This is a genomic window from Chloroflexus sp., assembly GCF_034434295.1.
GTDB lineage: Bacteria > Chloroflexota > Chloroflexia > Chloroflexales > Chloroflexaceae > Chloroflexus.
Genome location: NZ_DAOTZQ010000060.1, coordinates 36,526 through 60,452, shown reverse-complemented (window position 1 = coordinate 60,452; position 23,927 = coordinate 36,526). Strand labels below are relative to the sequence as shown.

General features: G+C 55.6%; 14 protein-coding genes. 6 read left to right on the top strand and 8 right to left on the bottom strand.

Translation table 11 applies throughout. The features are described from left to right. Positions 1–2,842 (bottom strand): Calx-beta domain-containing protein (locus VAE57_RS09710; RefSeq protein ID WP_322821685.1); only part of this gene is annotated, 2,842 nt, incomplete at its 3' end. Further along, positions 2,790–5,045, bottom strand: a complete 2,256-nt coding sequence (locus VAE57_RS09705; RefSeq protein WP_322821684.1) for an ATP-binding protein — start codon at positions 5,043–5,045, stop codon at positions 2,790–2,792. The genes VAE57_RS09710 and VAE57_RS09705, both read right to left, overlap by 53 nt. A 371-nt stretch (positions 5,046–5,416) precedes the next feature. Between VAE57_RS09705 and VAE57_RS09700 the strand changes: the two genes are divergently transcribed. Continuing rightward, a complete protein-coding gene (locus VAE57_RS09700) occupies positions 5,417–6,169 on the top strand; it encodes an MBL fold metallo-hydrolase (RefSeq protein ID WP_322821683.1) in 753 nt (250 codons plus the stop codon). A gap of 21 nt (positions 6,170–6,190) precedes the next feature. Next, positions 6,191–7,312 (top strand): glycosyltransferase family 1 protein, encoded by a 1,122-nt coding sequence (locus VAE57_RS09695; RefSeq protein ID WP_322821682.1) that lies wholly within the window; start codon positions 6,191–6,193, stop codon positions 7,310–7,312. Between the two features lie 36 nt (positions 7,313–7,348). On the opposite strand, the gene VAE57_RS09690 is transcribed toward VAE57_RS09695, so the two are convergent. Beyond that, positions 7,349–8,275 carry an initiation factor 2B gene (locus tag VAE57_RS09690; RefSeq protein WP_322821681.1) on the bottom strand — a complete coding sequence of 309 codons (927 nt, stop codon included), beginning with the start codon at positions 8,273–8,275 and terminating at the stop codon, positions 7,349–7,351. A gap of 104 nt (positions 8,276–8,379) precedes the next feature. Next, positions 8,380–10,773 carry a response regulator gene (locus tag VAE57_RS09685; protein ID WP_322821680.1) on the bottom strand — a complete coding sequence of 798 codons (2,394 nt, stop codon included), beginning with the start codon at positions 10,771–10,773 and terminating at the stop codon, positions 8,380–8,382. A gap of 130 nt (positions 10,774–10,903) precedes the next feature. Here VAE57_RS09685 and VAE57_RS09680 point away from each other — a divergent pair, with 130 nt between their 5' ends. The 3 genes from VAE57_RS09680 (at position 10,904) to VAE57_RS09670 (ending at position 14,309) form a co-directional block, all read left to right on the top strand. Then, positions 10,904–11,878 carry a carbohydrate kinase family protein gene (locus tag VAE57_RS09680; RefSeq protein ID WP_322821679.1) on the top strand — a complete coding sequence of 325 codons (975 nt, stop codon included), beginning with the start codon at positions 10,904–10,906 and terminating at the stop codon, positions 11,876–11,878. Between the two features lie 21 nt (positions 11,879–11,899). After that, positions 11,900–12,754 (top strand): BtpA/SgcQ family protein, encoded by an 855-nt coding sequence (locus VAE57_RS09675; protein ID WP_322821678.1) that lies wholly within the window; start codon positions 11,900–11,902, stop codon positions 12,752–12,754. A gap of 766 nt (positions 12,755–13,520) precedes the next feature. Next, complete coding sequence (locus VAE57_RS09670) at positions 13,521–14,309, top strand: hypothetical protein (RefSeq protein WP_322821677.1); 789 nt, start codon at positions 13,521–13,523, stop codon at positions 14,307–14,309. A 525-nt stretch (positions 14,310–14,834) separates the two neighbouring features. On the opposite strand, the gene accC is transcribed toward VAE57_RS09670, so the two are convergent. The 4 genes from accC to VAE57_RS09650 all read right to left on the bottom strand — a co-directional run bounded on the left by accC (position 14,835) and on the right by VAE57_RS09650 (position 21,321). Next, complete coding sequence (gene accC / locus VAE57_RS09665) at positions 14,835–16,625, bottom strand: acetyl-CoA carboxylase biotin carboxylase subunit (RefSeq protein WP_322821676.1); 1,791 nt, start codon at positions 16,623–16,625, stop codon at positions 14,835–14,837. A 77-nt stretch (positions 16,626–16,702) separates the two neighbouring features. Further along, positions 16,703–18,289, bottom strand: a complete 1,587-nt coding sequence (locus VAE57_RS09660; RefSeq protein WP_322821675.1) for an amidase — start codon at positions 18,287–18,289, stop codon at positions 16,703–16,705. Between the two features lie 310 nt (positions 18,290–18,599). After that, a complete protein-coding gene (locus VAE57_RS09655; protein ID WP_322821674.1) occupies positions 18,600–19,880 on the bottom strand; it encodes an NAD(P)/FAD-dependent oxidoreductase in 1,281 nt (426 codons plus the stop codon). Beyond that, positions 19,861–21,321, bottom strand: coding sequence for an NAD-dependent succinate-semialdehyde dehydrogenase (locus VAE57_RS09650; RefSeq protein ID WP_322821673.1), 1,461 nt, complete (start codon positions 21,319–21,321; stop codon positions 19,861–19,863). The genes VAE57_RS09655 and VAE57_RS09650 overlap by 20 nt, the downstream gene beginning before the upstream one ends. A gap of 245 nt (positions 21,322–21,566) precedes the next feature. Between VAE57_RS09650 and VAE57_RS09645 the strand changes: the two genes are divergently transcribed. Further along, on the top strand, positions 21,567–23,660 hold the full coding sequence (locus VAE57_RS09645) for an NAD(+) synthase (protein WP_322821672.1): 2,094 nt from the start codon (positions 21,567–21,569) through the stop codon (positions 23,658–23,660). The last annotated feature ends 267 nt before the right edge of the window (positions 23,661–23,927 follow it).

The window sequence follows — 23,927 nt, the reverse complement described above, 5'->3', positions numbered from 1 at the left end:
CGGCCACATCATTCTCGGTCACCGTCACCCGCACCAGACGGTCGGGCAGGATGTTGTAAATGGGATCGCTGGCACTGGCCACGTCGTGGCGCAGGTCAAGCTCGTAGGTGGTAGTGAGGGTCTCGACGACGTTATCATCAACCGCCTGCACGCTAACGGTTTGCGGCGTATTCCAGGTGGCAGTAGTAAAGGTCAGGGTGAGGGTGGGCTGGCCGTTGAGCAGGAGCTGTCCGTTGCTGCCGACCAGCGGCGAGGCGGCGCTGACCAGCTCTGGTGTAATGGTAACGGTGACATCCGCCAGCGGTTGCGTGGCCAGACGCACAGTGTAGGAGTCGGTACCACCCTCAGTCATGCTTAGGGTGCTACGACTAATGATCAGAGCCGCGGTATCGTTCTCAATAATCGTTACCGGCAGTAATGATGGTGCTAACGTGTTGTAAATCGTGTCCCCCGTGCTAGCCGCCGCGTGACGGAGGTGGACGAGGTAGGTTGTTGCCGGATCGAGCGCCTCGTCGAGTTGATCATCAATAACCTGTACATTGACAGTCTGCGCTGTATTCCAGTTGGCCGGGGTAAAGGTCAAACTCAGGGTGGGCTGGCCTTCGAGGAGTACCTGATTTTCGCTCACGATGAGCGGTGAAGCCGGGTTGACAATTTCCGGTGTGATCGCGATAGTCACCGGTGCAACAGGCTGGCTATTCAAACGCACGGTGTAGGTTGCAGTACTCCCTTCGTTGAGGGTTAGATTCGCCGGCGACAGCACAATACCCGCCAGATCATTGTCGATGACAGTTACTGCAACATTGGCAGTCAGTCCGTTGTAGAAGGTATCTGCACTGGCGGCGCTATGTGTAATCTGCACCACCTCACTGATACCCTCATCAATCTCATCATCAACTGCCCGTACCCGTACTGTTTGCAGATCATTCCAGTTTGCCGGCGTAAAGGCTAATGTAATCGGTCCAGAGGTGGTCTGATTATTGAGCAAGACTTGATTCGACGGCGTTATCGTTACCACCACATTTGCCGTTGGTTGGGTTGCCAGTCGCACCTGGTAGAGTGCTTCTGTTCCACCCTCGGCGACCGTCAGGCTAAAGGGAAGCGTCACAATACCTGCGGTATCGTTATCCGCGATTCGTACACTCAACACCGGTAAACGTAACCCCTGATAAAACGGGTCAGTACTGCTGGCAGCGTGACTTACCGTTCCCGGATGCGGTGTCGTTTCGGCGCCCCGATCGTCAATCGCCTGTACCGTCACCGTTTGAGGAGTAGCCCAATTGTCGGGGGTAAAGGTGAGCGTTGCCGGTGTCGTTGTCACCTGGACTCCACTCAGCGTAATGGTTACCGGTGCGGTTGGTCGGCTACTTAATCGGATGGTATAGGTGCCATCTGGACTACCCTCAGCCACATCTATGAGCGAGGGTTGCAAGATGATACCGGCCTGATCATTATCCTGAATCGTAAGGGTATGGGTAGTAGGTGAACCCAGTGTCGCATTGACTGGCGAAGTAAGCCGAATGATGATCGTTTCATCGGCCTCATCTTCTGGATCGTCAATAATGGGGATCAGTAGGCGTGCGGAACTGGCCCCCGCCGGTATGACAATTGTTCCGCTGCGTAAGCCGTGATCGGCGAGTGACGCTGTTCCGGCAATTGTGTAGCTGACCCGGGCATCCAGTCCCGACAGACGATCCAGCCGTATAGTAACCGAGGCCAGACCATCCCCTTCCTCGCCAATGCTCACGGCACTGGCAAAACTCATTACCGGTGGTGAACTGGTGTCGATAATGGTTACACTGGCTGTTCCTGGTATGCCAATGAAACCGCCTTCTGGGTTGAAGAGTCGAAGCGTGAAGGTTTCAGCCGGTTCGTACAGATCATCCGCGATGATCGGAACTGTAAACGTTTTTTGTTGCTCACCGAGGGCAAAGACCAACTGCCCGCTCGTTGTCGTGTAGTCCTCACCGGGCAAAGCACTACCCGCAACTGTTTCGTACCGCACCCGTACCGTCTGCTCGGCTGGTGCGCCAAGTCGAACAGTGACTGTCAGTGTCCCGACATTCTCACTCACACTGATACTGCTATTCGCAAAGAAGAAGATCGACTCACCGGGACGAGGTGTTGGCGTACTCGTTGTTACCGGTGTTGCCGTGCGGGTAGGCGTGGCAGTAAACGTTGGGATCGCCGTGCGAGTAGGCGTGGCCGTTGGTGTAGCTGTTGCCGTCCGCGTTGGGGTGGCAGTAGGCGTCGCTGTTGCCGGTGGTAATGTTGGTGGCGATGTTGGCGGCAATGTTGCCTCTACGGTTGGTGAAGGCGAGGGTGTGGCTGTCCGGGTTGGGGTCGCCGTCCGGGTCGGGGTCGCTGTTCGGGTCGGTGTTGCCGTTGGTGATGCGGTTGGCGTACTCGTCGGAGTAGCCGTATTCGTTGGCGTGGCCGTTGGCGTGGCTGTTGCCGTGGGGGTGGCCGTCGCCGTTGGTGTGAACGTTGCCGTCGGTACCTCAATTACGATGACTGGAATATCTGTTGGTTCAGTCTCTGGTGTAGTGGCTGGAGTTGGCTCTTCTTCTGGGGCAGCAATAACACTGGGATTGAACGGTGGTAACTGGGGACCTCCGCTCCAGAAACTATAATCAGCCCTTCCACTGCTACTCAGGTCACCGCTAAACCACTCCATGCGCGGCGCAACCTGACCGATCATCAGGTTGATCACCAGCGAGATCAGCAGCAATAATAGCAACAGAGAGCCGAGAATCAGCCAGGGCAATGGTCGTCGGAGACGATCGCGCTCAAGCAGCCGATTCCAGACCGGTTGCTGGTTTTTCAGGAGTGGCGGTATCATCGGCGTACCGTAACGTGAAGAAGAACGTACTTCCCTGACCTGGCGCACTCTCGACGCCGATCGTTCCCCCCAGACGCTCGATCAATTGCTTACAAATAGCTAATCCCAACCCAATGCCACGTTCGCTGGAATTAATCCCCTCACTTGTCCCATCACCGCGAAAGAAGCGCTCGAAGATTTGTTGATGCAGGTTTGGTGGGATGCCACGCCCTGTATCACTAACCTCAATCCGCAATGCATCAGATTGAGGAACAGCACGAACGGTGATGGTACCGGCACTCGTATAACGCCGGGCATTGTCAAGCAACTGAAGCATGATTGTGCGGACATGATCGAAATCGGCCAGGACCTTCGGCAACTTCTTTGGTATTTCAACCTCAAGCCGCAATCCCTTAGCTTTGATCTGGCCTTGCGTCTGCCAGATCGCATCTTCAATTGGCCGCTGCACCTCAATAGGTTCGAGCGTGGATTTCAGCGAACCAGAGTCGAGATTAGCAATCGTGATGACATTGCTAATCAGAGTTGTCATGTTGTTTGCCTGTAACCGAATTGCTTCAACGAAGCTCTTCTGTTCATCTTCGAGTGGCCCGGCCAGACCACGCGCCAGCAGGTCGGCATTCCCACGAATGACCGTGAGCGGGGTGCGAAGCTCGTGGGAAATCGTACCGATGAAGTTGGTCTTTGCCCGGTCGACCATCACCTCTTCGGTGAGGTCTTGCAAGACGGCAACGTACCCTAACAGATGCCCATCATCTTCACGTACATCTTCGACTGACAGCCGAACAATATAATCGCCAAGGGTATAGAGATTTTGGGCACGTTGATCGCCAAAGCCCGGAATACCTTCGGTCAGTGGTGCGAGTGGTAGATCACTGAGATGTTTGGGCAGTGCTGTATCATCACTCAAACCAAGCAGGCTGCGTGTAGCGCGATTAATGGAACGAATCTCGCCATGGACATCAATAAAGATAATACCGTCGGTGATACTTTCGACGATTGCAGTGCGCTGGCGAGCTTCGGCACGTACCTGGGCAAGCAACTCAATCAGGTACTCGGTCATTCGATTGAATTGTCGAGCCAAAACACCAATCTCGTTCTGCGTATTCACTGATGCACGTCGTTGCAGATCGCCGTTCACAATGGCACTGGCTGTTTCCGCCAGCTCTTCGACGGGGCGGGTAATTCGGCGGGCTACCCACAAGCCAAGGACGGCAATGCCCAGGCCTAAACTGAAGGTGACCAGTGCCAGCAACGGGCTGATATTGTCCCACGTTAATAGCACCTCTTCGCGGGTGCGGGCGGTCGCCAGGATACCGGCACGTCCCCCACGGATGGTTAATGGTACATAAGCAAATTGATACTCTACATCATTGATCGTTTCGATGGTGAAGAGGGTTTGTCCATACGGGTTGGGATTGGCTTTAACCTGTGAAACCAGCTCCTGCCGCAGTGGTGTAGAAGGCACCTGATTGCTAAAGGTAGTGGCTATCACGTTTCCTTCCTGATCGTAGAGAATGATCCCATCTAATCGGGACTGTTGTACAACAGTGTTGAGCAGGTTATCGATGCGAATTGCTACGATCAGGCCGCCAACTACCTCATTACCCCGTCGTACTGGTGCGATAGTTGCCAGGTAGAGCGTTTGCGTATTGCTAAACTGGATCAGACCAGCGTATTTGTCACCACGCTCATCGGCCTCACCATTGAGGATGCGTGACGTAAACCAGGCACTGCTGAGATCAATGGAATCGTGCGTAATATACGTCTCTTCACGGGCGAGTGGTGGCCGCTCAAAATCGACGATTGTGCGACCGTTGCGATCAAATGCAATCAACCGGTCAAGGCGGACATCACTGCGCCGGGTACCTTGCCGGAAGAAAGGTTCGAGGGCGAGCCGTAATCCTTCAACGTTGTTTTCGTAGAATGCGTCAGCAACTGCTGGTGCATTGATGCTTTCGTTGCGCTGGGCGAAAGCTACTTCGCGTAAAAAGCTGAGATTCGCCTGTTCCTGAGCAAGAAATGCATCGCTAACTGTGCGAGTTGCTGCGGCCAGCTCGTTGTCAAAGCGATCCTGTTGCTGACGGGCGAGAAAAAAAGCGACAATTGTCAACCCCACGATTGCCACCACAATCGCGAGGAGGAGGAAGGGGCCGATGATCTGGTACTTGAGCTGTCTTTGCAGCTCGCCAATCAGCCGTCGCATGACTGTCTTCCTGTAGTACGCTGGTTTGTTGTCCGAAAGCAGAAAGGATGCGTGTCATAAGCCTATCTGTCTGAGAGGCGTCTTGTACTTCCACGTGCATCCCGCTGGTGAATGATACATTCCTCCATTTAGGTCACTCACCAATAGTATAAGACAGGTTAGGACACTTGCGAATACCTTTATGATGCCAAATGGCTGACAGTTTATTTATGTACGAAAGGTCTGTAGTACGGTCCTGTAGTACGGTATAGTTTGAGATAATGCGTTGTGATATCTGAAGCCAAAACCGCAAAAGCGCTTTTCGTCGTGTTGTCATGGTATAATGCCGCCAAGTGTTTAGATTCATTGTTTATTCATCTCTGTGCGGCGCCATGCAATTACGCTTTCTCGGCACCGGTACGTCAATGGGCGTGCCCGTTATCGGCTGCGATTGTCCAATTTGTACCTCTTCCGATCCACGCCATCACCGGTTACGTACATCGGCGCTGATCCGCAGTCACGGTCTCACAATTCTCATTGATGCCGGCCCTGATTTCCGCATGCAGGCGCTAAATGCCGGTCTACGGCGCATTGATGCGGTACTGTTGACCCACGCTCACTTCGATCACGTCGCCGGTCTCGATGATTTGCGACCGTTCTGTTTGCGGCAGGGATCGCTTCCCATTTTCGGCAGTGCGCGAACGCTGGCCGATGTGCGACAGCGCTTTGCCTATGCCTTTGATGATACGTCACAGGGTTCTTCGCGTCCCTCAATTACCCTTCACGTCGTCGAAGAACCGTTTCAGATCGGGCCATTGACGGTTGTGCCGATTGCTGTCCCCCACGGTACCTGGATGATTACTGCCTATCGGATTGGTGCGCTTGGGTATGTAACCGATGCCAGTAGGGTGCCGCCATCCGCTATTATGGCACTCCGCGGTGTGCGAGTTTTAGTACTCAATGCGCTGCGTGCTGAGCCACATCCAACCCACCTCTCGATTGCTGAGGCGGGTCAGGTGGCACAAGAAATCGGCGCTCAACGCACCTTTCTGGTTCACATGACCCATTCGGTTGATTATCGGGCAGACTATGGCCTGCCACCTGAGGTGACCTTTGCCTACGATGGTCTTGAGATTGAGGTGTGATCCACTGTTACCGAATAACCAATGATGATGCGTTTTGCAATCGATGCCCGTTTACACGCCTACCGACAGGGTGGTATTACCCACTACACGCGCAGTCTGGCGACAGCCATGATCCCGTTGCTCGGCGATGATGAGGAGCTGATCGTTTTGGAGCATGTCCGTGCCCGTACCTCGCTCGTTGCAGCAGTACACCGGAGCCGGTTGTTTACCCCGCCGCATCATCCCCTCGAGCAACTCGCGTTACCGCTTGAAGTCTGGTTTCGTCGTCCCTCACTGCTGCACAGCCCCGATTTTATTCCGCCGTTGTTCCGTACATTCCCGGCAGTCATTACTATTCACGATCTTGCATTTCTGCACTTCCCAGAGATCCTCGACCGTGCAGCACGGCGCTACTATGGTCAGATTTACCAGGCTGCTGCCAGCGCCGAGGCAATTATTGCGGTATCGCAGGCGACTCGTGATGATATTGTTGATCGATTAGGAGTACCACCCGAACGAATCACGGTTATTTATGAAGCAGCCGATACCCGTTTTTGTCCCTGGCCCCTGCCTCCAGGTGCAACACGAGTAATCGATGGTCAGACATTGCGAGCCGATACGTTCTTGCTCTTTGTCAGTACCATCGAACCGCGTAAGAATATTCCTACGCTGCTGTACGCTCTGCGCATCTGCTGTGATCGCCGACCATCGGCAAATTATCGCCTGGTACTGGCCGGCGCACGAGGCTGGCTTGATCAACCGATTTTGTCACTGATTGGTGAATTGGGTTTGCAGGATCGCGTCACCCGGATCGGCTTTGTTAGCGGTGAAGATCTGCACTGGTTGTATGCAGCCTGCCGCATCTATTTGAATCCATCGCGTTACGAAGGGTTTGGATTACCGGCACTTGAAGCACTGGCCTGCGGTGCGCCAGCAATTGTCGCCGATACCAGCAGTCTGCCCGAAGTTGTTGGTGATGCCGCCTGGCTGGCACCGCCCCTCGATCCGATTGCCTGGGCCGATCTCATCGAGAGTCTCTGGCATGATGATTCGGCAAGGAGGGAACTCTCCCGGCGTGGGCCACAGCAGGCGGCACGTTTTTCATGGACAACGGCAGCTCAGCAGACACTTGCCCTCTACCGTCAGTTGATCAGCCGATCCTGAGAATGGTAGATCTCTGCAATGCAACAACTCTACCGTTTAACCCTCTGTTATTTCGTTGCGTAAAAGGGGATGCAGGTGCGTTGCCGCCAGCCACGCCTCGATGCCAGCCGGTGGCGAGATGCCCCGTTCCGAGATAATACCGGTCAACAAATCGAGTGGTGTCCGGTCGGAATACGCGGTCTGCACCGTAATGCCCGGCGGTGCGTCTGGCCAGATCTGGTACGGTGCCATTGATGGTTGTGGTGGTAAACGATAGCCGGGGGGGAGCAGTTTTTCACTGGAACAGAGCGTGTAAAACGGCACATCAGTCGCATGGGCGACCAGGGCAAGAGGATAGGTTCCGACACGGTTGATCAAGCCATCGCTGCTGATCAGATCGACGCCAACCAGGACGAGCTGGCAGTGGGCGACCTGAGTCGCTGCTGAGGCATCGGTGATGAGCGTGGTGTTAATACCACTTGCGGCCAGCTCACCGGCCAGCATTCTCCCTTCTCCAGCAGGACGGCTTTCCGTACAGATGACTCGCGGTCGCCGACCGGCTCGCTGTGCGTGACGCAACGCCGCTCGTACCGTTGTACTTCGTCCGATGGTGAGAATTGTAGCTTCCTCGCTAATCAGACGAAGGGTTGTTTCAGCAATTGCTGCCTCATGGACATGCAGACGGCGGCGAAAATCATTTGTCGTTTCATCGACCAATCGCAGCGCCGTTTCACTCTCGTCCGTCTCGTCGAGTCGCCAGAGTAAGCCATTGACCAGATTCACCAGTGGCGCTATCGTTGGGTGGCTGCGAATTAATGCTCGCCCAACGGTAAGTATCTCACGTTGCACGTCAGCGCGATCAGCCATCGGTCGGCTACGTACCGCCCTGGCCAGTATTTCTGCACATTTTTGGGCTATTTCTACGGCACCTGAGACCGTATCGGCTGCAATTGCGGCAACGGATTGGGCGATAAATGGATCCATAGCAATTCCTGTGCCGGCATTCAATAAATATACATCACTGGCTTCATTGCCAGCCTTCACCTATCGAATCTTACCATAGCACAGGTTGGTAATGTTCAGAGTCGTTAATTTGTTTGCCGGTGAGGGAGATTGCGCAACAGTTCGGCCAGTTGTGGAATCGAGAACGGTTTGGAGAGCAATTTACCACGGAGTTGCTCTTTCTGTTCCGGTTTCAGCGTGCTAAGTGTGTCACCGCTGATAAAAATGATACGCTCGGCTAAGTGTGGATACGTATGCCGAATGGCTTCGCTGAGATCAAAACCACTTTTTTGCGGCATCCGCAGATCGGTAATCACCAGATCGAACGGTTGGGTTGCCAGCGCTACCATTGCCTCATCGACAGTGCCGACCGTTATTGTCTGATGACCCAGTTCGCCAAGCAGGCGTTGCAGCATGTGCCGAATAGTTTCTTCGTCATCGACCACTAACACCCGTTGACGCGGGCCACTCTCTATCTCAAGAGGTTGCTCTGGTGGTGCCGTTTCGGTAGTCGATGTGCTGATCACCGGCAGACGGATGAAGATAGTTGTGCCTGTTCCTTCATGGCTTTCAACCCAAATCTGGCCATTATGCTCTTGAATGATGCCATAGCAAATCGAGAGGCCAAGGCCGGTACCTTGGCCAACCGGCTTCGTGGTGAAGAACGGGTTGAAAATCTTATCGAGATATTGGACCGGAATACCGATACCTGTGTCACTAACGATAATTTCAATAGATAAACCATCACCCGATTCATAACGCTGGGTACGAATGGTTAGCGTGCCCGATCCTTTTTCGCTCATTGCCTGGCGAGCGTTCGTGATGAGATTAAGCAGCACTTGCTGCAACTGATGGGGGTCGGCCAGCGTTTGCGGCAACTCCGGATCGAGTTCGAGCTTAACGGTGATATTGTCTACGCGCAACTGATACGCTTGTAACGACAGCGTACTCTGCACAACCTCATTTATCTGGACGAGCAGGCGTTCCGGTTTATGCTCACGGGCAAACATCAACAGGTTCCGCACAATGCGACTGGCGCGGTCGGCCTGTTGACGAATTTGTTCAACGTCGGCACGAACATCGTCTGGCAGCGTGCGATTGCGCATCAGTAATTGCGCATAGCCAGAGATGCTTGCCAGCGGGTTGTTTAATTCGTGCGCAACACCGGCAACTAACTGACCAAGCGCCGAGAGTTTATCCGACTGAATGAGCTGCTGTTCCAGACGACGCCGTTCGGTAAGGTCTCGTCCGACACAGACAATCATTGCCTGGTCGTCAACGTTAAGGCGTTGAGCATTCATCTCAACAATCGCAGACTCTTTTGACTGACGTTGGAGTGAAACGGTAAACGGTGGCTGTGGTAAACCTCTTGCTACTCGCTGGAGCGCTTGCGCAATCGTTGGCCATTCCTGGGCCAGGCACCAGCGCTGTAATGATTGTCCGACGAGTTCACTGACTTCAACGCCGAGTATCTGTGCACTGCTCTGGTTGCCACTGATGATACGCCAGCTCGCATCCAGCATTAGTATCATATCGGAGGCGTTGGCAAAGATTGTTCGATAACGTGCTTCATTCCGCTGGGCTGCCTGGTACAGGCGGGCGTTTTCGAGCGCAATCGCTGCGTAGTCGGCCAGGGCTGCGAGCAGATACTGGTCGCTCTCACTAAAGCTACGATTGCTTCGGCGATGATTGACAACCAGGACGCCGGTAATCCGATCTCCAACCTGCAACGGTGTCTGGAGGGTTGCATGGACAACAAATGCCGGTGCGATAGTGATCGGTTCACCGGTCATACCACTGTGCAGGCGTAGTGATTTTCCGCTCTGAATAACCTGACCTACCAGTGAACTGGTGACCTGGAGACGAAGCTGGTGCGGTGATTCGACGGCAACATTACGTAATGCCAGAGGTATAAGTTCGTTCCCCTGATCACTGTATTGGAAGAGCACTCCCTCATCGGCCTGCGTGATATAGACAGCCGCTTCCACGATCCGATCCAGCAATTGACGTTGATCAATTAACGCAGTGACCGATTTGCCAACGCGGGTCAGCACAGTTAACTCTTGCACCCGCTGTTGGAGCAGAGCAACCAGACGATCACGTTCACGCTTCAGGCGTCGTTCGCGCAGAGCCTGATCAATCACTTCACGGGCTTCAGCATCAGAAAAGGGCTTGATGAGATAATTGCGGGCACCAAGGCGAAATGCTTCAACCGCAATCATTTCAGAGCCGTGAGCCGTCATTAAAATGACCGGAATGTCGATCCCTTCCTGAGTTAAGATACGGAGAAAGTCAAGCCCATTCATATCGGGCAACTGAAGATCGAGTAAAATCAAGTCTGGCTGGTGTGTGCGCAATCGTGCCAGCCCACCCTGGCCGGTGAGGGCAATTGCCGCCCGGTAGCCCAGTTCTGGCAGCACAGTGTTGGCCAGCATGCGGCCCACGTGCTCACTATCATCAACCACAAGGATCTCTTCCATGGTGAAGGTTCCGCATTGATCTCATGTAAGGAGAGGTTGGTCAGGTTGTAAGTTATATATAACGATAACCAACTCTGGTGTAGAATTGTACATGGAAGCTATGCTAACTGCAACTTTGTAAAGGATAGCCATGGAAGCGGAAACGCGGCGAATTGTGACGACGCTGGGCGACATCAATGTCGATCTCGGCTTTTTGTTGCCGCACTTTCCCCGCGAAGGCGACGACAATCCGGCGATGGCGGTGCATTGGGGTGGGGGTGGTGCCGGTCTCAATATGGCAGTTGCGGTTGGGCGATTAGGTGCTATTCCCTATCTGATTGGTCGGGTTGGGAATGATCTAGCCGGCTCGTTTGCGCTACAGACGGCACGTGCCCATGGTGTGCAGGTAAGTACGGTACAGGTTGATCCCGGTGCTGCTACCGGTTTATGCGGCATTGTGGTGCCCCCTGGCGGTCAGCGTAGTTTTCTGAGCTTTCGCGGTGCGAATGTCTTTTGTGATGCCTCTACGATTACGCCTTCGCTCATCCGTTCAAGTCGTTTGCTGCTGATAGGATCGCATACACTACTTGATGATCCACAGCGTTCAGCCGCACTTCAGGCAATGGAACTGGCTATCGAGCAACGTTGCCCAATTGTGCTTGATCTTTGTTTGCCGGCGATCCGTGTTGCACGCCGCTTGATAGTGCGGCTCTTACCACAGTTGTGGCTCCTGACGATGAATGAAGATGAACTGCGGGCCTTGTTGCCAGGACAAAGTATTGCCCAGGCACTTGACAGCTTACTGAGCGCCGGTGTGCAGCATGTGGCGATTAAACGTGGTGCCCAGGGGTGTAGTGTCGCCAACAATCAGGGGCGCCGACTCGATGTTTTGCCGCCTGCGGTGTCGGTCGTTGATACGACAGCATGCGGTGATGCGTTTAGCGCTGCATATGCCTGGGGCTTGATCCACGATCTCGATCTGTCGCAAAGTGCAACCCTTGCCAATCTGGTCGGTGCGCTAACGGCGACGCGCCATGGTGCAGTTGAGGCAATTCCTGCAGTAGACGAAATTCGGAGTCGGTTGAATGCCACTATCGCTGATCGCTTGTGGCCGTCTGTACCGTAAGGTACGGTAAGGAGTTTAGAGATGCCCCCAATGTGGAAAGAACATCTTGATCGCTTGCGTTTGCACGATTTGCGCGAGATTTTTCGTACTGCAAAGCCGATCATTGGTATGGTGCACTGCTGGCCTCTCCCCGGTGCTCCCGGATACACTGGCTATGGGATGCAAACGATCATCGATCACGCTATTCGAGATGCTGAAGCACTTGCCGAAGGTGGGTGCGATGGACTGATCGTTGAGAACATGTGGGATATTCCCTTCCGGGCCGGCCCTCATGTCCCACCGGAGAGCATCGCCGCTCAGTCCGTGGTTGCTCACGCCGTGCGGCAGGCGGTTCCTGAATTACCCCTTGGGATCAATCTTGTTCACAACGGTGGTGTGGCTTTGCTGGGGATTGCCATTGCGGCTGGGGCCAGCTTTATTCGCGTGTGTATGTTCACCGGGGCTGGCGTGTGGGATGCCGGGAGCTGGGACGAAGGATGTGCTGCTGATCTGATGCGTCGGCGTAAAGAGTTGCACGCCGAGTCGATCAAGATTTTTGCCGATGTTGATAAGAAGCATTCGGTACGTTTCCCGGGCATTGATCTGGCAACTCATATCGAATGGACGCGCTTCTTCGGCGCCGATGCGATCATCGTTTCTGGCCGTATGACTGGTGATGCACCGGATATCGCAAAGGTCAGGCAGGCACGAGAGTTGGCCGGCGACACCCCCATTCTGCTTGGCAGTGGTACCACCGAACAGAATATTGCTGACTTTATGGAGGTAGCCGATGGGGTTATTGTTGGCAGCAGTATCAAACAGGACGGTGAGATTTCCAATCCGGTGGATGTGGCACGGGTGCGTCGGTTCGTGGCGGCGGCACGTGGCCGTGGCTAGGCGCATCTGAGATTATCGCTCTGCTCATTGCTAGCTGTTCAATCTAGGTTATAGCAATGCTACCTTGTGCATGGTATGATATGATCGTCTACTCTGCCTCGCGTACAGGTGCGGGGTGTGACCATCGCTAACAGCTCATGGTTCTATACACTCCTAATAGTACTTTTGGCTTGATAAGAGATAGTACCGATTTTATTCTTCGACGGGACTATCACACTATTGCGGTGCTGGTTGCCGTAAGATAATATAGGGTTGAACGGTAAATATATTTGACATTCTGCTCCACCGTTCTTCAGGTCAGGTTGTTAGTACGGCGTTACGGGGTATCAACAATCGTTTGCCCACCGTCGTTGCTAGCGTTGCAGCTTCATCTCATCAGACATTGTAGCATCAACCTTGCTAGTTGTTGAGCGTGACGTCGTAGAGATCATCATCTTACAGTACGTTGTTCGGCAAAATCATCTAACAGCCTTGACCACTAAACGCCCCGCCTACTGGCGGGGCGCTTTCTTTTCGTGTTTGCCGGCGGACAGATTGCCTGTTAGGGTAAGGTGTAAAACGAGCTAGTGGTTTGCTGTCGGTGAGTAGTTGTGATACGTTACCTGTAATCCGGGCCTTGCATCTGCCTTTACTGCTATGATTTGAATGAATGCTTTGCATGATGCAGGCGTGGATTTATGTTGTGCTCACCGGCAGCACCACAGTAGTTTTGTAACGCCTGAGAACAGAACCACTCGCGCACTCGCTTCTGGGAAAGGATTGAATAATGAATGTCGCTTTGGCCGCAACCCACCATGATCCCGATGGTCGGCTTTATGCGCAGATGGTACGTGCCTTTCCGCGTCTTCAACAGTATTTTGATAACATCGCCATTCTCTTGACCCCAACCAGTGCCGTACAGACCCAAAGCTGGCTCGCGCAAGCTGACATTACCTTGCGCGTGGCACCGCCTGATGAGCCGATTGGTCATTTGCACCTGGGGCGCTGGCGGAGAGGAGCGGTTGCTCTGGCATTGCAGGCGTTTGCTGATGCCGATTGGTTTCTGTTTTGTGATCTCGACCGGGTGTTGCACTGGATTGAATATTGGCCTGATGAGCTGATGGCGACGCTTGAGGGGTTACCGGCGGCTGATGTGACAGTGCTTGGCCGCACGCCACGGGCGCTCGCCAGTCATCCGCGTGCGCAGGTAGCGACCGAGTCGCTGGTGAATGAGGTGTTTGGGCGCGTAACCGGGTATGCGTGGGATGTCATGGCTGCAGCCAGAGGTCTGTCTCGACGGGCAGCTCACCTGATTGCGACCACCAGCCGGGATGATAGCATCGGCGCCGATTGTACGTGGTTGCTGTTGGCTCAGCAGGCAGGGTTGACCATGGCGTATCGGGCCACGGAAGGGTTAGAATTTGAGACCCTTGATCGCTTTCCCGATGAAGTAGCGGCTCTTGGTAGCGCAGAGGCATGGATCGAGCGTTTCGATGCCGATCTGCGCAACTGGCTTATGCGGGTTGATCTGGCCCGCACCGTCATTGCTGCGCTGGTTGCATCCAAAGCGCTGTGATCCTGTTCAGACGATCGGGTTGCTCGCCAGCTTCTCACTTGTGGGCAAAGCAGAGTGTCTACTTCGTCTCGATCAGGTGCCGGTGAACGTGCTGTCGCAGGTACCGTCATACCGGCAACCTGAAGGCAGCTACGGAGTGGGCACTCTGCTGCCCATGCCGTGGGGTCACTTACTGGCGAGGAGGCGGTTTCCCACCCAGGTTGCCCGTGGCGCACAATGTTGCGTGCGACAGCCGCACTGCCGCACAGCGTGCTCACGCGCAGGTGCGGGTTGCAGCGCGTACTCGTGCCGGTACGTCTCCTGGTGACGAGGATACACAAGCGCGGGCAGTAGGGGCGACGCATGCCTCGCCCCTACCAGCGCTGACGGTGCATCGTTCTGGTAAAGCATCTGGATCAGCGTTGGCTGGTGTATTATAACCTCTATGCTGCCAGATTTGACAGAATATGTCTGTTGAAATTGGCATCAAAATGGGCGAAGGATTTGCCTTCGCCCACCAGTGTGATCGAATCTCAAGACAGGTTCCTATTTGCCATTCGTGTTGTTCGCCGTATTCTGATACATTGCCAGTATCGCCCCGGCTTCAACCGTCGTTCCCACCTCAACGCGCACTTCAGCAATAGTGCCGCTATGTGGCGCAGTGATCTCATTCTCCATCTTCATCGCTTCCACGATAAAGAGCACCTGGCCCGCTTCCACCTGCTGCCCATGGGCCACCCGCACTGCGACGACGCGACCCTGAATCGGGCTGATCACTGCATCAACCGGCGCAGCCAGCGTCGTCTTCTTGGGGGCAGCACGGCGAGCAGGTGCTGAACGTGATGGCAATGCGACCGGTGCCGAATTCATACCGTCACCAAAAACGGCCACCCCAAAACGCCGGCCATTGACTTCGACAGTAAATCGGCGTGGTTCCGGTGCCGGTTCAGCCGTTGCTGAAGCCACCGTTGGTGGCATTAGTTCTGCCGCACGGGAGAAGAGTTCGGGATGGCGCGGAATAAAGTTGACGGTCGCTACACCCGCCGTAAAAACAGGATGCTCAAGCGCTGCCTGATGGAATGGAATAATTGTCGTGATACCCTCAATCCGGTACTCGGCCAGCGCCCGTCGCATACGGGCAATTGCTTCCTGTCGGTCACTTCCCCAGGTGATCAGTTTAGCCAGCAACGAGTCGTAATGTGATGGCACGGTATAGTAGGCGCGCACGCCACTATCTACCCGTACCCCAAAGCCAACCGGCTCGCGGTATTCGCCGATGGTGCCCAGTGCCGGGCGAAAGTTGTGGAGCGGGTCTTCTGCATTGATCCGACACTCGATAGCGTGGCCGCGGGGCACTACATCCTCTTGTTTGAACCAGAGCTTCTCGCCCTGGGCAATCCGAATCTGTGCGGCAACCAGATCGATGCCGTACACCATCTCGGTGACCGTGTGTTCGACCTGAATGCGCGTGTTCATCTCCAGGAAGTAGTAACGTCCATCTTGAAAGAGAAACTCTAACGTGCCGGCGCTGACATACCCGACGGCTTTTGCCAGCCGTACCGCAGCAGCTCCCATCTCTGCCCGCAGTTCGGGCGTCAGGGCCGGCGAGGGGCACTCTTCGATCAGTTTTTGATGGCGGCGCTGTACTGAACAGTCGCGTTCTCCCAAAGCCACCGCATTCCCATAACGATCAGCCAGCACCTGGATTTCAATATGTCGCGGATCGTCAAGGTATTTTTCGACGTACAGCTCACCATTCTTGAACGCGACTTCAGCTTCACGTCGGGCTGCTGCGAAGGCTTCATCAACCTCTTCCGGTGACCGCACCACGCGCAGACCACGACCACCACCACCGCCTACCGCTTTGATCGCAATTGGGTAGCCAAATTCTTTCCCTAATCGCCGCACCTCTGCCGCTTCCGTAACCGGTTCGAGCACACCAGGAACAACCGGTACGCCGGCAGCGGTTGCTTCGCGCCGGGCAGCAGTCTTGCCACCCATGCGCTCCATAGCTTCGGCGGGAGGGCCAATGAAGATCAGACCGGCTGCGCTGACTGCACGGACAAAACTGGCATTTTCAGCCAGAAAACCATAACCAGGATGAATCGCCTCAGCACCGGTAGCTTTGGCCGCTCGGATAATCGCGTCAATATTGAGATAACTTTCAGCCGGTGAAGGTGGGCCGATCAGGAAGGCATCATCGGCATAAGTCACGTGCGGGGCGTCGCGATCTGCTTCTGAATAGACGGCGACGCACCGCAACCCCAATTCCCGGCAAGCGCGCATTACGCGCAGGGCAATCTCTCCACGATTAGCAACCAACACTGTACGAAACATCGCAGCGCTCCTCAATGCTGCTCTCGTCGCTTCAACACTGTGCGACGCCGGCACCAATTGTAGCATAGCACCGCGTGTTACAGTGGCAGCGGTAAGTGCCCGATAAATTCCTCGGCGTTTTGCGCGACGCACAAGAGCAGCGATTCACTCCAGGGTCGGGCAATCAGTTGGGCAGCGCGAGGCAACCCGTTCTCATCCCGTCCGGTTGGCAGGCTGAGAGCAGGCCATCCCAGGAAGTTCCATGGCCCGGTAAAGGACGTTGGTGTCGGAATACCTAGTGCTGGCGCTGGCCCCGGCGTGACCGGTGTGATCAGGACATCGATCCCGGCCAGACGTTCTGCCACTCGCCGACGCAGGTTGGCCCGGGCCTGTTGGACGCGAACAGCATCTACCGGTGAGTAGATGAAGGCGGCCAGAATACGCTGGCGCATAAACTCGCCATACTCGTCGAGACGGGTGCGTAGCCATGGCAGATGCAAGGCGGCTGCTTCCATTGCCAGCAGTGCCGGGTTGAGTAACCGCAGCGCTTCCAGTTCGGGAACTTCAATCGGTATCACAGTCGCGCCTCGCTCAGCCAGTGCATCGGCAACGCGCTGCATTGCGGCCAGCCCAGCTTCATCGGTCAGTGCCTGATCACTGCCATCGGCGGTGAGAAGTCCAATCCGTACCTGATCAATATCATCTAGCAGACCGCTTACCGTAAAAGGGGATTCCGGTCGTAAGGTACGGGGATCGCGTGGATCGGGCCCGGCGATAGCCTGGAGGACGATGGCAACGTCGGCGACTGAGCGGGCCAGCGGGCCGGCGTGATCGAGTGACCACGATAAAGGAAATCCACCGGCCAGGCTTACCCGGCCATGGGTTGGTTTGAGACCGACGATCCCGCAGTGCGCCGCTGGTATCCGAATCGAGCCGCCGGTGTCAGTACCGATAGCGGCATAGGCCATCACCGTGCTGACAGCAACCGCACTACCGCTGCTACTGCCACCGCTATCCCGCTCCGGGTTGTAAGGGTTGGCAGTTGGACCGTAATGGGCATTATTCGAGCCGGGTGAGTAGGCGAATTCTGACATCCGTGTTTTGCCGATAATGATGGCCCCGGCTGCCCGTAAACGCGCAACCACCGTCGAATCACTGCTCGCCATGGCTCCGGCACGGATGCGCGATCCGGCTGCGGTCGGATAGCCGGCGACATCGAACAGGTCTTTCACCGCTACTGGTACGCCGTGCAGTGGACTACGAATGGTGCCAGCTCTGATTTCGGCGTCGGCAGCCCGTGCGTCGGCTAAGGCACTTTCGGCCATCACAATCTGAAATGCGTTTAAACGGCTATCCTTCGCCGCAATTTCCCCTAGCGCCCACTCAACCACTTCAACTGATGAAAGTGTGCGCTTCCGTAATTCTTCAGCTACACCCATAATGGTGTTCAGATCATCGTCGGGCAGCGAAGTGTCGCCACTGTCTGTCTGATCGCCACTTACCGGCAGACTGGTGGCGTCGAGCATATCGGGTAACTGCTCCTGATCGACGGTATCGAGCAAGCGTTCGACATCGGCAAACCGGCTGAGAAAGCCCTTCTCCAGAATACCGGCGAAATCGGTGTCGGTAGCCGGGATTCCAGCGGCGTATAAGGCAGCCTGCAATCGTTCAATAAGCGCGTCCATAGATGCTCCTTTTCAGTAGCGGAGGCTCAGCCCTGGTATGGAAATCATCTCATCATAGGGTACAGTGTGCATAGAATTCAGCCAGTGCTCCATCAGAGCGGTCATTAAAGAGATGTTGTTCGCAAATGTGTGAAATGTTCATGCTGGTCTGGAATGATGATATTTCGCTACCGCAACCTGTCTGGTACGGCGCACAGATGCTCACAAATTGAACGCATGGCGATTGAGAGCGTACAGCTCAGCCTTCCGCGTTGCTCCTTGTGCGATGGCATACTTGCCCGGTTCACTGTAAACAACTTGCTGTGTTCTCTCAGCGCAAGCACTCCTGCGCTGCTCGCCGGCCACTATCAATTGCGCCGTGGACTGTTTGCGGGTTGCTGTCGAACGCGGTGGCTTCACCGGCAAAATGCAGCGAACCTTCTGCCGTAGCCAGTGCCAGTCGTGCCCACGCTGTCCCCGGCAGCAGATGGGCATAGCCACCTCTGGCAAAGGGATCGTGTGCCCAGCGATAGCGGCGAAACCCGGTACACCGCATGGCGACATCGTCACGGCCCAGGATGCGACTGAGCTCGGCGAGGCCCAGCGTTCGCACTGTATCATCGGGTAAGCGGTCGAGTATTTCAGCCCGACTGGCCGTTACGTAACAGCAGATCAGGGGCGCCTTCAAATCGGGATGGGCCGGCGTCCACCAGCGCGCAAACAGGCCGCCGTGTGCGGCGTAGGCAAACCCGGCATCCCACAGCGGCTCATCGAACCAGAAGAAGTGCTTGGTAGCCGGTAGGGTGCGAAATGCGGTTATTGCCGCCTGTTTGGAAGCGGAAAGTGGCGGATCAAACCGAATCATCCCGGCAGCCAGCACTGCTACCGGTACCGAGATGATGCAGTGACGTGCCCGCAAGATGCTGGTCGGCGTTTTGATCTGAACTTCATCAGCCTGATGGATGATCGCGTGTACCGGCGAACCTAACCGAATGTCGAGGTCTCGTGCCAGCCAATTCAGCAGCGTATCGTAGCGTTCACGCAACCGGAATTCACGAGGACCGGCGCGATCTCCGCGTATTTCGCGGGCCAGATCAACACAACTGAGCGTTTCCAGTTCAGCGCAACAGGTCTGCGCCAGAATAACATCGGCAATCGGTAGCCTGGCCGGGTCAACTCCGCGCTGCATCAATTCGGCGGTCAGGGAGCGATCAGCAGCGTCATCAGGGTACTGTGTCGCCAGCTTATACCACACATCCCGTGCCGCAGTGATTGTCTGCCGATCCGGGTCGGTGGTTGGCAAATCCTGGATTGAGCGTGCAGGTGCGCCCCACCGTAACCCGTTGTAACGGTCAACCTCATCGATAGTAAGCCCGGCCATGTGTGCCAGCGCTACCGTACTGGTGTGCTCACCGTGGATCAACTCGGCCCCTAACTCGATTGGGTAGGGGCCGCAGCTCCGTTCAGTCCAGACGCGGCCACCGATTCGTGGCCGGGCTTCAATAATGGTTACCCGTGCACCGGCGTCGTGTAAGGTGCGGGCCGCCGCCAGGCCGGCGGCACCGGCGCCAACGACGACCACATCCAATACGTCAGATGCCAATCGAGACATACTTGATATCCAGATATTCGCCAATACCGGTTGGCCCACCTTCGCGTCCGATCCCACTCTGCTTGACACCGCCAAACGGCGCCTGGGCTGTCGAGGGAATGGGATCGTTGATACCAATGATCCCGTATTCCAGCCCCTCCGCCAGCCGCCAGACCCGACCAACATCGCGGGTGAAGGCGTAAGCAGCCAGGCCATAGGGTGTGTCATTTGCCATCCGAATCACTTCTGCTTCGTCGTCGAAGGGAATGAGGGGGGCAACCGGGCCGAAGGTCTCTTCACGGGCAACCAGCATATCGCTGCGCGCATCAAGCAGCACCGTCGGCAACCAGAAATTGCCGCCGAGCGGGGCAGGTTCGCCACCAACCAGAACCCGCGCACCGGCAGCAATCGCATCGTGAACGTGACGTTCAACCTTCTGGCGTGCTTGATCATCAATAAGCGGGCCAATGTTGACCCCCGGTTGTAAGCCATCACCAACGGTCAGGCGGTTGACTTCAGCCGCAAACCGCTCAGCAAAGGTCGCATAGATAGGACGCTGCACAAAGATACGATTTGCACACACACAAGTTTGACCGGCATTACGGAACTTCGAGGCCACTGCACCGCGAACCGCAGCATCGAGGTCGGCATCAGCGAAGACAATAAATGGCGCATTCCCACCCAATTCCAGCGACACTCGTTTAAGAGTGTCGGCTGAGCGGCGCATCAGCTCTTTGCCGACCTCAGTGCTACCGGTGAAGCTAATCTTGCGCACGCGAGTATCGGCGAAGATTGTATCAGCGAAGGGGCGTGGGTCCTGACAGGTCAGGATATTGATCACACCGGGTGGGGCACCTGCCTCGCTGAAGAGTTGACCTAGCGCCAACGCCGAGAGCGGGGTCTGCTCGGCAGGCTTACAAATGACCGTACAACCGGCGGCCAGGGCTGGCCCTAGCTTGCGGGTTATCATCGCACTCGGAAAGTTCCAGGGCGTAATCATCGCCACCACACCCACCGGTTGACGTAACACCAGAATCCGTTTGGCGTTGGTTGAAGCGGGAATAGTCATGCCGTAAATGCGTTCCGCTTCACCGGCAAACCAGCTCAGAAAACTCGCAGCGTAAGCGATTTCACCGCGTGCTTCGGCCAACGGCTTGCCTTGTTCGAGGGTCATAATGGTGGCGAGTTCTTGCTGCCGGTCAAGCATCATCTGCGCAACCCGCCGTAACAAGGCGGCCCGCTCACCGGCTGGCGTGGCTGCCCAGCCCGGTTGAGCGGCTACGGCTGCCGCAATTGCAACTCGTGTCTCTTCGACGCCGGCGTCAGGAACATAACCCAATACCGCACCATTCGCCGGATTGATCACCGCAAACGTTGCCCCATTGTTTGCTTCACGCCGTTCGCCATTTATCAGCAGACGCAATGGCAGCGTTGACAACACGTCCTCTACGGTCGCAGTCATCGCTCACTCCTTTCTCAACGGCACCTTCGGTGGACAGAATAACCAGTTTTCGGGTAACCTGTGCTTCTTCTATTGTACAGCGTTTGCCCAGAGAGTATACTAACAGTGGTACTGAACAACGGGTGAAAAAAGGCTGGTCTCAAGCGAAATCACCTTTCTGTCAGGCCGATGTTGCTTTCGGGTAACGGTTATCCTGACAGCACGCCAACCTGTTCATTAATCGCAACACAGTCGTGGATGATGATATGCAACCATTCTTCTCAATCTATCGCCACAATCTGGTCCGATTAGCCGTGGCCATTCCCGCAGTACGGATTGCCGAACCGGTCTTCAATGCTGAACGAACGATTGTCCTGGCCCGACGTGCTGCGGCTGAAGGGGCAATTCTGGTGCTATTCCCCGAACTCGGCATCTCGGCCTACAGCAACGATGATCTCTTTCAGCAGTCAACTCTTCTCGATGCGGTTGAGCAGGCGCTACTCACGATTGCTACGGCGACAAACGACATCAATGCCCTGCTGCTCGTCGGCGCTCCCCTTCGGCACGAAGGCCGGCTTTTCAACTGCGCGGTAGCCATCCACCGCGGGCAGATCGTTGGGGTTACACCCAAGAGTTACTTACCGAATTACCGGGAATTTTACGAAAAACGCCATTTTGCCGCTGCCCGTGATGCCATCGGTGACACTATCCAACTGGCTGGTTGGAACGTACCTTTTGGCACCGATGTCATTTACGACGTTACAACGCTGCCCGGTCTTGCTGTGCACGTTGAAATTTGCGAGGATTTGTGGACGCCGCTCCCGCCCAGTACCTTTGCGGCGCTGGCCGGGGCGACAGTTCTCTGCAATCTGTCGGCATCAAACATCACGATTGGCAAAGCCGATTACCGGCGGGCGTTGTGTATGAATCAATCGGCGCGTACCCTTGCCGCCTACCTCTACTCGGCTGCCGGGCCGGGTGAGAGTACGACCGACCTGGCGTGGGATGGACATGCGCTGATCTGCGAAAACGGCGAGCTGTTGGCCGAGTCGCAGCGCTTCTGTGACGAGGAACAGATCATTTTTGCCGATGTCGATCTGGAGCGCCTGCTCCAGGAGCGTGCTCGCCAGACTAGCTTTAGCGACAGTATTGGCGACTACCGCTCACACGTGCGTTACATGCGCCGTATCCCGCTCGCCATCACCCTGCCGGTTGTGACCGACTTGCGGCGCAGCGTTGCCCGCTTCCCCTTTGTGCCCAATGATCCGGCGACCCGTGATGAACGCTGCTACGAAGCGTACAACATCCAGATGCACGGTCTCATGCAGCGCATGCGTAGTGTCGGGGTGGAAAAAGTGGTGATTGGTGTTTCGGGCGGTCTTGATAGCACCCAGGCGCTGATCGTCGCGGCCCGCACGATGGATCGGCTGGGATTACCGCGTCAAAACGTTCTGGCCTACACAATGCCCGGCTTTGCGACTAGCAGTCAAACTCGACGCAACGCGCACGCGCTGATGTCAACCCTTGGCGTGAGTGCGCATGAAATTGACATCCGCCCCTCGGCGTTGCAAATGCTCCGCGATCTGGGCCATCCGGCAGGTGCAGGGGCAGCCGTCTACGATGTCACGTTTGAAAATGTGCAGGCTGGCGAACGCACCTCGCATCTCTTTCGTCTCGCCAACTACCACAATGCGATTGTCGTCGGCACCGGTGATCTGAGTGAATTAGCACTTGGTTGGTGTACCTATGGGGTGGGTGATCAGATGGCGCATTACAACGTCAATGCGTCGGTACCTAAAACCCTGATCCAGCATCTGATTCGCTATGTCATCCGTAGCGGCGAACTGGGAGACGAAGCCAACCGGGTGCTAGAGGACATTCTGGCGACTGAAATCTCGCCTGAGCTGGTACCGGCTTCGAGCAGCGACGACAAACCGGCGCAACGCACCGAAGAGATTATCGGGCCATACGCGCTTCAGGATTTCAACCTCTACTACATCACCCGCTACGGCTTTCGTCCGGGCAAAGTTGCCTTTCTCGCCATGCACGCCTGGGGCAATGCCGACATTGGTGCCTGGCCAGAAGGGCTACCGGCAAGCGAACGGCGCACTTACGACTTGCCGACCATCCTGCACTGGTTACGGGTCTTCCTGTTCCGTTTCTTCCAGATCAGCCAGTTCAAGCGGTCGGCCATGCCCAACGGCCCCAAAGTCGGCTCAGGTGGCTCGCTCTCGCCGCGTGGCGACTGGCGGGCACCGAGTGACGCACGGGCAACGGTGTGGCTGGCGGAACTTGATCGGGTGGTGGCGGAGGTGGGGGATACGCTTGAGGAAAAGGATTGGGATGTGCGAAATGCGTGATCGCACCGATCTGACGCATGAGAATGCGAGATAAGCACAAGTGTAGAGAAATTGGTGTCATCTACCCAAAGCTATCGTACTGTACCATGACAAGCCTGGGCAAGACGGAATATAGCTCCTTCGATGATCGATCACGAAGCGGGTAAAGGGAAATCTTTGCGCAGATGGAGCATGTCTCTGACTCCCATAATGAAGGGCATTTAGGAAGTTTAAACTAATCAGATCGCATCACAACACAGGAAATGATAGAGGTATCTGCTCAGAGCA

What these genes read in the sequence shown, in the direction of transcription:
- VAE57_RS09690 (WP_322821681.1), bottom strand. Translation starts at nt 8,275, where the DNA reads ATGGATCCATTTATCGCCCAATCCGTTGCCGCAATTGCAGCCGATACG.
- VAE57_RS09705 (WP_322821684.1), bottom strand. Translation starts at nt 5,045, where the DNA reads ATGCGACGGCTGATTGGCGAGCTGCAAAGACAGCTCAAGTACCAGATC.
- VAE57_RS09645 (WP_322821672.1), top strand. Translation starts at nt 21,567, where the DNA reads ATGCAACCATTCTTCTCAATCTATCGCCACAATCTGGTCCGATTAGCC.
- VAE57_RS09650 (WP_322821673.1), bottom strand. Translation starts at nt 21,321, where the DNA reads ATGACTGCGACCGTAGAGGACGTGTTGTCAACGCTGCCATTGCGTCTG.
- VAE57_RS09700 (WP_322821683.1), top strand. Translation starts at nt 5,417, where the DNA reads ATGCAATTACGCTTTCTCGGCACCGGTACGTCAATGGGCGTGCCCGTT.
- VAE57_RS09685 (WP_322821680.1), bottom strand. Translation starts at nt 10,773, where the DNA reads ATGGAAGAGATCCTTGTGGTTGATGATAGTGAGCACGTGGGCCGCATG.
- VAE57_RS09675 (WP_322821678.1), top strand. Translation starts at nt 11,900, where the DNA reads ATGCCCCCAATGTGGAAAGAACATCTTGATCGCTTGCGTTTGCACGAT.
- VAE57_RS09680 (WP_322821679.1), top strand. Translation starts at nt 10,904, where the DNA reads ATGGAAGCGGAAACGCGGCGAATTGTGACGACGCTGGGCGACATCAAT.
- VAE57_RS09695 (WP_322821682.1), top strand. Translation starts at nt 6,191, where the DNA reads ATGATGATGCGTTTTGCAATCGATGCCCGTTTACACGCCTACCGACAG.
- accC (WP_322821676.1), bottom strand. Translation starts at nt 16,625, where the DNA reads ATGTTTCGTACAGTGTTGGTTGCTAATCGTGGAGAGATTGCCCTGCGC.
- VAE57_RS09655 (WP_322821674.1), bottom strand. Translation starts at nt 19,880, where the DNA reads ATGTCTCGATTGGCATCTGACGTATTGGATGTGGTCGTCGTTGGCGCC.
- VAE57_RS09660 (WP_322821675.1), bottom strand. Translation starts at nt 18,289, where the DNA reads ATGGACGCGCTTATTGAACGATTGCAGGCTGCCTTATACGCCGCTGGA.
- VAE57_RS09670 (WP_322821677.1), top strand. Translation starts at nt 13,521, where the DNA reads ATGAATGTCGCTTTGGCCGCAACCCACCATGATCCCGATGGTCGGCTT.